1 pseudogene is annotated in these 612 nt (G+C 71.7%); it reads left to right on the top strand.

The window, feature by feature from the left end:
• Positions 1–612, top strand: a pseudogene (locus CCN56_RS41495) (glycoside hydrolase family 65 protein); the annotation flags it as partial.

Genomic DNA, 612 nt, shown 5'->3' with positions numbered 1-612 from the left:
CGGTGGCGTACAACGTGTGGCAGTACTGCCAGGCCAGCGGCGACACCGACTTCCTGTACACCAAGGGCGCGGAGATGCTGGTGCAGATCGCCCGCTTCTGGGCGGACACCGCCGTCATGGATCCGGACCACGGGCGGTACCGCATCCGCGGGGTGGTCGGGCCCGACGAATACCACGACGGCTATCCCGGCACCGACCGCCCCGGGATCGACGACAACGCGTACACCAACGTCACCGCCGCCTGGGTGCTCGACCGGGCCCTGGAGATGGCCCGCACCCTGCCCGAGCCGCGCCGCCGTGAGCTGTTCGAGCGGGTGGGCCTGGACCGCGCGGAGCCGGAGCGCTGGGAGGACGTCTCACGGCGGCTGCTGGTCCCCTTCCACCGGGGCGTCGTCAGCCAGTTCGAGGGCTACGGGGAGCTGGCCGAACTCGACTGGGACGGCTACCGCGCCCGCTACGGCGACGTCCGCCGGCTGGACCGGATCCTGGAGTCCGAGGGCGACTCCGTCAACCGGTACCAGGTCTCCAAGCAGGCCGACGCGCTGATGCTCGGTTACCTCTTCGCCCCCGCCGAGCTGTCGGGCCTCTTCCGGCGGCTCGGCGGGGGCGAAG

This window comes from Streptomyces sp. NRRL B-24572 (assembly GCF_002156145.1).
In the GTDB taxonomy this organism is placed as follows: Bacteria; Actinomycetota; Actinomycetes; order Streptomycetales; family Streptomycetaceae; genus Streptomyces; species Streptomyces vietnamensis.
Note: the sequence above shows the minus strand (reverse complement) of the source record. Positions and strands in the feature narration are given on the sequence as shown.